The 7,789-nt window shown below is 60.2% G+C and carries 7 protein-coding genes; 5 read left to right on the plus strand and 2 right to left on the minus strand.

What is annotated here, in order from left to right; all coding sequences use genetic code 11:
* Positions 1–3 precede the first annotated feature (3 nt).
* Entirely contained in the window at positions 4–1,083 is a 1,080-nt protein-coding gene (locus NW828_RS05480; RefSeq protein ID WP_414382254.1) for a DNA polymerase III subunit delta', read from the plus strand.
* Here the strand turns inward: NW828_RS05480 and NW828_RS05485 are convergent.
* Together NW828_RS05485 and NW828_RS05490 are read right to left on the minus strand one after the other, a co-directional pair.
* Positions 1,067–2,359, minus strand: a complete 1,293-nt coding sequence (locus tag NW828_RS05485; protein WP_414382257.1) for an ATP phosphoribosyltransferase regulatory subunit — start codon at positions 2,357–2,359, stop codon at positions 1,067–1,069. The genes NW828_RS05480 and NW828_RS05485 overlap by 17 nt on opposite strands.
* A 49-nt stretch (positions 2,360–2,408) precedes the next feature.
* A complete protein-coding gene (locus tag NW828_RS05490; RefSeq protein ID WP_414382260.1) occupies positions 2,409–3,479 on the minus strand; it encodes an isochorismatase in 1,071 nt (356 codons plus the stop codon).
* 306 nt (positions 3,480–3,785) lie between these two features.
* On the opposite strand from NW828_RS05490, the gene NW828_RS05495 reads away from it, so the two are divergent.
* From NW828_RS05495 to NW828_RS05510, 4 genes are all read left to right on the plus strand, one after another.
* A complete protein-coding gene (locus NW828_RS05495; protein ID WP_414382263.1) occupies positions 3,786–5,168 on the plus strand; it encodes a nicotinate phosphoribosyltransferase in 1,383 nt (460 codons plus the stop codon).
* Positions 5,169–5,300: 132 nt separating this feature from the next.
* Positions 5,301–6,437, plus strand: coding sequence for a GDP-mannose 4,6-dehydratase (gene gmd, locus NW828_RS05500; protein ID WP_011432725.1), 1,137 nt, complete (start codon positions 5,301–5,303; stop codon positions 6,435–6,437).
* A gap of 176 nt (positions 6,438–6,613) precedes the next feature.
* Complete coding sequence (gene rpsD, locus NW828_RS05505; protein WP_011432724.1) at positions 6,614–7,225, plus strand: 30S ribosomal protein S4; 612 nt, start codon at positions 6,614–6,616, stop codon at positions 7,223–7,225.
* A 344-nt stretch (positions 7,226–7,569) separates the two neighbouring features.
* The coding region (locus tag NW828_RS05510; protein WP_414382266.1) for a helix-turn-helix domain-containing protein at positions 7,570–7,789 on the plus strand (220 nt) is incomplete at its 3' end.

The raw sequence follows: 7,789 nt of genomic DNA on the forward strand, positions 1-7,789 counted from the left end.
GATATGCCAGAACTCCGTCCGAGCGCCGAGACCGTCAAGCGGATGAAGGTCTTGCCTCCACAGCACATTGTCGGGCAGGAGATGGCGGCACGACTGCTTGTGGCGGCTCTGGAGAAGGGGCGGGTGACTTCCAGCTACTGCTTCTTGGGCCCCCAAGGGGTGGGGCGGAAGCTGATGGCCCGTTGGTTTGCCCAGGCCCTCTTGTGCGAATCCAGCTCCGGGATCCCTTGCGGCAAGTGCTCCCACTGCCGTTGGCTGCTGGCGGGCAACCATCCCAATCTCCACTGGGTCAGCCCCACCTACCTGCACCAAGGCCGCCTAATTGCGGCAGACTCCCCGGAGGCGCAAACCTTGCAACGGCGCTCGCCGCCCCAAATTCGCCTGGAGCAGGTGCAGGGGGTATCCCGCTTCTGTGCCCGCAAGCCGATTCGAGCCCAGCGAAAGGGCTCCGCCCCGCTAAAGGACTCCGTCCCGCTTACGCGAACGGGAGCGGTGGTGGTGCTGGAGGGAGCCGAAACCTTGGCGGAAAGCGCTGCCAATGCTTTGTTGAAAACCCTGGAGGAGCCAGGCCCAGCCCATATTATACTCATCGCCCCTCAGGCGGCCTCGCTGTTGCCGACGCTGTTGTCCCGCTGCCAGATGGTGCCTTTTCGCCGCCTCAGCCCAGAAGAGGTCGACCGGGTGCTGAGTGGGTTGGGTTGCCCAGATCTGGCAGGGATCCCTCGATCCGAGCTGATTGCCTTGGCCCAGGGCAGCCCCGGCTTGGCCTTGCTGGCCCACCAGCACCTGCAGCAGATCCCGCCGTCGCTCCTTGAGGAACTCAAACGTTGGCCCTGGCACTCTTCTCTCCAGCAGGCATTGGAATTGGGCAGGGCGGTGGCCGGTTTGGAGCTGCCGGCACAACTGTGGCTGATCGATTATTTGCAGCAGCATTTCTGGGCGCAGGGATCCCGTCAGCCGTTTGCGCCAGGGGTGCAGAGCGCCATCCGGCAGTTGGAACGCATTCGCCAACACCTGTTGCAACTGGTGCAGCCCCGTCTCTGTTGGGAGGTCAACCTTGCCAGCATTAGCCCGGGTGGGTGATGTGGTAGCTGCCGTCGGCTTGTACCCAGGCGATCTCCGGGATCCGACATTGGCGGGCATAGGCTTCGATCTCTTCAGGGGCCCGATCCAGCAATTCCAGCTCCACCGCCTCCGATTCTCGCCAGCGGGCGGCCAAGGCCAGCGCCGCCGGGATCCCTGCCGGCACCAGGGGCACCACCAACCGTTTGCAGCCCATCTCCTCGGTTTTGGGGTCGGGGGGCAAGAGCCGGAGCAGCGTATCCGGCAGAAGGGTAAAGCCGATCCCCGGCTGTTCGACCTGCTGAGGGCTGTAGAGAGCATGCAGCCGGTCGTAGCGTCCCCCCAAGGCAATGATCTCCCCGCCTGCCACTGCCTGAAAAACGATGCCGGTGTAGTAGGCCAGGGTTTGCAACAAGCTCAGATCCAGCACCACCCGCACCCCGTGTTCCTCCAGCACCTGGCAGAGCTGCCGCAGATCCCGCAGCCGCTCAGGCGGCACAGGCAACTGAGCCAGGTCAGAAAGAACTGAGCCGGGCTGGCCCCGCAGCCCCAGAATCTGCAAGCCAATCTGGCGGGCGGCTTCCGGCAGAGGGGCCGATTCCAGGTAAACGTAGTCGAGCTGGGCAATGGCACGGCGCACTGCCGCTTGAGCCGTGGGGGCAACGGCGCTGAGCAAACTCTCGGTGAGGCTGACATCTCCCAGCAGCAGCGTCCAGGCGGCCTCCGTCCCGTTTACACAAGAAGAGATGCCGATCGAGCGAATGCAATCGGCCAGCAGCAGCAGAATCTCGGCATCTGCCAGCCATCCCCCTGCCCCGATCAGCTCCACTCCGGACTGAAAAAACTCCTGGCTACTGTAGGATCCCTCCTCCCGCCGGCTGTTGCGAAAAACGCTGCCGTGGTAGTAGAGCCGCAACGGCAAAGGCCCACCGGCTAGACGGGTGGCTGCCGCCCGCACAATGGAAGCAGTGAACTCGGGGCGCAGCCCCAGCATCGTCCCTTCGCCATCCCGCAGTTGCAGCACCGACTCAGCGCGGATGGATCCCCCCGCCAGCAGCGTTTCCAGCCGCTCTAGGGTGGGAGTGATGATGCGCTGGTAGCCATGGCGCCGGAAAACCCGGGTCAGCTGAGCCTCCAGCTTCTCCCGCCGTTGTACTTCCCGCGGCAGGAGATCCCGGGCACCGCTGGGGGGGCGCAGACTGCTGGAGACGGTGGAACTGGCCTCAGGGCGGGGATCCCAAAAGTGCTCCGCACCGCTACCGCGAGAGTGCTCCGCACCGCTACCGCGACCGTACACAGGGCTGCTCCAGCAGAGGATCCTGCTGCATCATACCGGATGTTGGAGGTCAGCTGGGATCCCGGGGAAACTCAGGCCACTCCCAGATGGGATCCGTGGAGCGTACTCGGTGCATTCCTGCTTCCGCAAAGCGGGCGAAAGCGGCCTCCGCCTGTTCGCTGAAATCCACAACGCCGGGGATCACCACCGCCGAGGTGCAGTCCTCCAGAAGGTAGACTTTCTTGGCCAAGCTGGGATCCGTGGCCTGGATCTCTTGCAGCAGGTCGCTCACCGTCCAGGCCACGCAGTGGCTTTTGGCTTGGCCAGCCACGATCAGGGCGTCAAACTGCAGCAGGTGGTGGATGAGGAGCTCATTTTTCTCGTCGATGGGATCCCCTTCCGGCCCAGTCAAAACCTCCGGGCTAAGCACGGAATAATTTTCCGTCAAGGGATTGGCTCCCTTGAGCTGCAGGCTGGGCTGGCTAAGGCGGGCCATGCCGTGAAAGAAAATCGCCTCCTCCACCGCTGGCACCAGGGCATGGCCAATCCCCCCCAGCATGGAGTGGTAGGGCCAGACGATGAGGGGATATTTTCCCCCCTGCTCCAACTGCTCGGCGTAGTGCAGAGCGTAGACCTGCAACCGCGTCAGATCCCCCTGGGTGAGGTTGGCAGCCATGGCGGGGTTAACCCGCCAGCGTCCGCAGCGGATATCGGCTGCCGAAATGGCCGTGGCCGGCTCAGGATGGGCTCCCTGCGCGTCCACCCAAAAGACGGGGTGGAAGATCTGCATGGCCGTGTGGGTGTCGAGAGTGGCAATGATCTGGGTGAGGCAGGCCAAATTGCGGTAGATGAACTGACAAAGCCGTCGATTGTCTTCCACCGCTCCCAATCCGCCGGAACCGGCCACAAACAACTCAAAGCCGGGAATGCAAAAGGTGTTCTGCACATCAATGAGCAACAAGCCCACCCGCACCCGATCCGCCTCTGCCGGCGGGATCCCTTGCTCCTTGGCCCAGAGCTCGGCTTCTGCTGCCCGCTCTTGGTAGGGCACGCGCCAAATCTCTCCCACCCGCTCCGGATCAAAGTGGGGGGGAAGGCCCGCTGGAGCCTTAACAGTTAGCTCCTGTAGAGTGGTATTCATGGCGTTCTTCCGGTGGGGGCTGGATTGACCAGGCTTGCACCCGCTCGATAGAGTTGGACGGGTAACACTTATGGTTGGTTTCACTATAAGTTGGGGGCAAGATTTTGTCCAGATGGCCGCCTGTATTTCTGGCTGAGTTTGGGTTTGGTGTCTTGTCGAGGCCGATTTTTAGGGTTTTTTGGGGTTGTGATGCTTCTGGTGGATCCCTACAAGCAGCCTTACTTATGGTAAGTTTCACTATAACCTTCGCAACAGCCCTCTGCTCGATCCCGCCGTTCCCCACTGGCTTCTGCCCCGAGGTTTTTCATGTTGAGCCCTGATTTCTCGTCGTTGCGGCCCCAAGACTATGGCCTGCTAACCGACCTGTACCAGTTCACCATGGCCGCCTGCTACGTGGGGGAAGGGCTAGAGTCTCAGCCCGCTGCCTTTGAGCTGTTTGTGCGGCGGCTGCCCACCGACTATGGCTACCTAATCGCCATGGGGCTCACCCAGGCAGTGGACTATCTGCAGCAACTGAGCTTCGCCCCCGAGGCTTTGCGAGCGCTGCGGGAAACGGGCATTTTCGCCGATGCGCCGGAGCGCTTTTGGGAGCTGCTGGCCCGCTGCCGGTTTGAGGGGGATGTGTGGGCGGTGCCGGAAGGAACCGCCATTTTCGCCAACCAGCCCCTGTTGCGGGTGGAAGCCCCCCTCTGGCAAGCCCAACTGGTGGAAACTTACTTGCTGTCCACCTTTAACTACCAGACCCTGATCGCCACCAAGGCGGCCCGTATGCGAGATGCAGCAGGGGATGAGGCCATTTTGTTGGAGTTCGGCACCCGGCGAGCTTTTGGTCCCCAGGCGGGGCTGTGGGCAGCCCGGGCGGCTCTGGCGGCAGGGTTCAATGCCACCTCCAACGTCTTGGCAGCCCTGAAATTGGGGCGCAAGCCGGCAGGAACCATGGCCCATTCCCTAGTGATGGCTATTGCTGCTCTCTCGGGAGACGAAACCCGCGCCTTTCAATCCTTTCGGCGCTACTTTCCCCAAGCTGCGCTTCTAATCGATACCTACGATCCCATCCAAGGGGCGCGCACAGCAGCCCAGCTCTTTGCGGCCAGAAGCCCAGATCAACTGGGATCCCGCGGGGAAATCGGCGGGGTGCGCATCGACTCAGGAGATTTGGAAGATCTCTCTCGCCGGGTGAAACAGATTTTGCCTCAAGGCGCCCCGGTGTTCGTCAGTGGGGATTTGGACGAATACGAGATCGAGCGCCTGCATCGCTCCCAAGCCCCCATCAGCGGTTATGGGGTGGGCACCCGCCTGGTAACTGGAGAAGGCGTAAACGGGGTGTACAAATTGGTGGAAATCAATGGGATCCCAGTGGCCAAAGCTTCCTTTGCCAAAGCCACCCTTCCCGGTCGCAAGCAGATCTTTCGCGGCCCTGAAGGAGACTTGTTGGGCCATGCTGACGAGCCCCCGCCTCCTGGCTACGAACCGCTCTTGCGCAAAGTTATGGAAAAAGGGCTGCTGCTGGATCCCTTGCCGGATCTGGAAGCCATTGCCCGCACCAGCCGCGCCTCTGTGCTGTGCCTGCCCCAGGGAGTGCGACAACTGCGCCAGCCGGATCCCTGGCCCACAGCCCTGACTGCCGCTTTGCAACGGTTGAAAGACCACACCCTTGGCCAGGAATGTGCCTCGGCGGGCCCTGCCTGAGGAGAAGGAGTCCCGCTGCACTATAATGTTCTAGCTTCAAGGTCTCTGCTTTGAGGTTTGAGTTTTGCCATTGGACTTGAGCCTCAGGCCATTTTGATTTTTGGTGTTTTCCTAGTCTTTGCCCCCAGCTCTATGACCCAACGTGCCCTAATTACCGGCATCACCGGACAGGATGGCTCCTATCTGGCCGAGCTGTTGTTGAAGAAAAACTACGAAGTTCACGGCATCATCCGCCGCGCCAGCACCTTCAACACCGACCGCATCGACCACATCTACGTGGATGCCCATGACCCCCAGGCCAGGCTGTTTCTCCACTACGGGGATCTCACGGATGGCACCACCCTGCGCAGGATTTTGGAACAGGTGCAGCCGACGGAAGTGTACAACCTGGGGGCCCAATCCCACGTGCGGGTGAGCTTTGATGCGCCGGAATACACCGTCGATGCAGTGGCCATGGGCACGCTGCGTCTTCTAGAGGCCATCCGCGACTACCAGCAGCGCACCGGGATCCGGGTGAAGTTTTACCAGGCAGGCTCCTCGGAGATGTTCGGCCTAGTGCAAGAGATCCCGCAAAAGGAAACCACCCCCTTCTACCCGCGCAGCCCCTATGCCTGTGCCAAGGTGTACGGCTACTGGCAGACGGTCAACTACCGCGAAGCCTACAACCTCTTCGCCTGCAACGGTATCTTGTTCAACCACGAAAGCCCACGGCGAGGGGAAACCTTTGTAACCCGCAAGATCACCCGCGCCGTCAGCCGCATTGTGGCCGGCAAACAGGACAAGCTCTACCTGGGCAACCTGGATGCCAAGCGGGACTGGGGCTACGCCAAAGACTACGTCGAGGGGATGTGGATGATGCTCCAACAACCCCAGCCGGATGACTATGTGCTGGCTACCGGGGAAACCCACACTGTGCGCGAGTTTGTGGAACGGGCCTTCGCGCTGGTGGGCCTGCCGATTACCTGGAAAGGCTCCGGCCAAGCCGAACAGGGGTTGTACAAAGACCAAGTGTTGATCGAGATCGATCCCCGCTACTACCGCCCAACCGAGGTGGATCTGCTGTTGGGGGATGCTTCAAAAGCCAAGCGAGTCCTAGGATGGGAGCCCAAGGTGAGCTTCCCGCAGTTAGTGGAGCTGATGGTGCTGGCCGACTTGGAAGCCATCGGCCTAGATCCGGATCCCATCTTGGGGGAACGGCGCACCCTCAACGGCTTGCTTAGCGAAGATCGCGCTTTCATCCGCACCCAGCTGGGGGTTCACTACGACTGACAGGGTGAATACAACGGTGGAGACGGGATCCCAAAAGACAGCCTTGACCCCTTGTCCAAAGCAGGAACTAAACGCTTAATATAGTAGATCGCCGATTCTTTTGGTGCCTCGTCCTCTTGCTCCCCAGCTGACCATCTCTTGCTGACTTTGTTTGCTGATTTCGGAGAAATGCCCGCATGTCCCGCTACACAGGCCCCCGCCTAAAAATTATTCGTCGCTTCGGGGGACTTGATCTGCCCGGCTTGACGCGCAAGCGCCCCAAAAATACCAACCCGCCCGGTATGCATGGCGCCGAGCGCAAGAAAAAATCCGAATATGCCATTCGCTTAGAAGAAAAGCAGAAGGTGCGCTTCAACTACGGGCTGAGCGAGCGGCAGATGATCCGCTACATGCGCAAGGCACGGCGCTCCAAGGGATCCACCGGTTTGGCCTTGCTGCAAATGCTGGAAATGCGGTTGGATTGCATCGTGTTTCGTCTGGGCATGGCTCCAACCATTCCGGCAGCTCGGCAGCTCGTGAGCCACGGCCACATAGAGGTTAACGGCCAAAAGGTAACCATTCCCAGCTATGGCTGCAAAGTGGGGGATGTGATTACAGTAAAAAATAAGGAATCTTCCCGCAAGCTGGTGGCCGCCTACGCGGAGTATCCGGGGTTGTTTTTGCCGGACTACCTGGAGTTTGACAAAGAAAAGCTGCGCGGACGCATCAAGGAATTGCCCCCCCGCGAGCAAATTTGCGCCCCGGTCAACGAGCTTTTGGTGGTTGAGTTCTATTCCCGCAAGCTCTAGGGATCCCCTTTTGTGGCCATTGCAAATTGCAGGGGAATTTTGGGCAGTTTGACGTTCTCCTCACCCTTGAGGCCGGGGGATTTTTCACGGTTTGTTTTTTGTAGCGTTTCCCCTGCTCATCGCTCCTGTTGGCGATGCGTAGCGTTAGCTAGACCGCCGGGAAGCCCTGCCCTCTGTTAGTGACTAGTGGCTAGTCACTATCCACTCACCACTATCCAGGGTGAAGGTCGGGATGAGAGGCGGGGACACTTTGGTTTTCAATGGACTGGCCTAAAACCGAGACGGTAACCCCACCGCATGAAGCAATAAGGTAGGATTCATTCCAGTAGATTACCCTTGCCTCAATGAGAACTGCTTACCAGTACCGTTTGCGACCTACGCCCAGCCAGATTGCTTTGATGAGCGAGTGGCTAGACTTGTTACGGAAGCAGTACAACTACCGCTTGGCAGAGCACTTTGCGTGGTGGGAACACAATCGCTGTGATATCAATGCTTGTCCCTTAATCTGTCACTTGCCTGAGCTGAAAGACAAGCCCGATTTCTACTCCCAGAAACGGGACTTGG

This window comes from Synechococcus sp. W55.2 (assembly GCF_047461635.1).
In the GTDB taxonomy this organism is placed as follows: domain Bacteria; phylum Cyanobacteriota; class Cyanobacteriia; order Thermostichales; family Thermostichaceae; genus Thermostichus.

Coding starts and splice junctions, on each gene's coding strand:
- NW828_RS05480 (WP_414382254.1), top strand. CDS start 4: ATGCCAGAACTCCGTCCGAGCGCCGAGACCGTCAAGCGGATGAAGGTC.
- NW828_RS05490 (WP_414382260.1), bottom strand. CDS start 3,479: ATGAATACCACTCTACAGGAGCTAACTGTTAAGGCTCCAGCGGGCCTT.
- NW828_RS05495 (WP_414382263.1), top strand. CDS start 3,786: ATGTTGAGCCCTGATTTCTCGTCGTTGCGGCCCCAAGACTATGGCCTG.
- gmd (WP_011432725.1), top strand. CDS start 5,301: ATGACCCAACGTGCCCTAATTACCGGCATCACCGGACAGGATGGCTCC.
- rpsD (WP_011432724.1), top strand. CDS start 6,614: ATGTCCCGCTACACAGGCCCCCGCCTAAAAATTATTCGTCGCTTCGGG.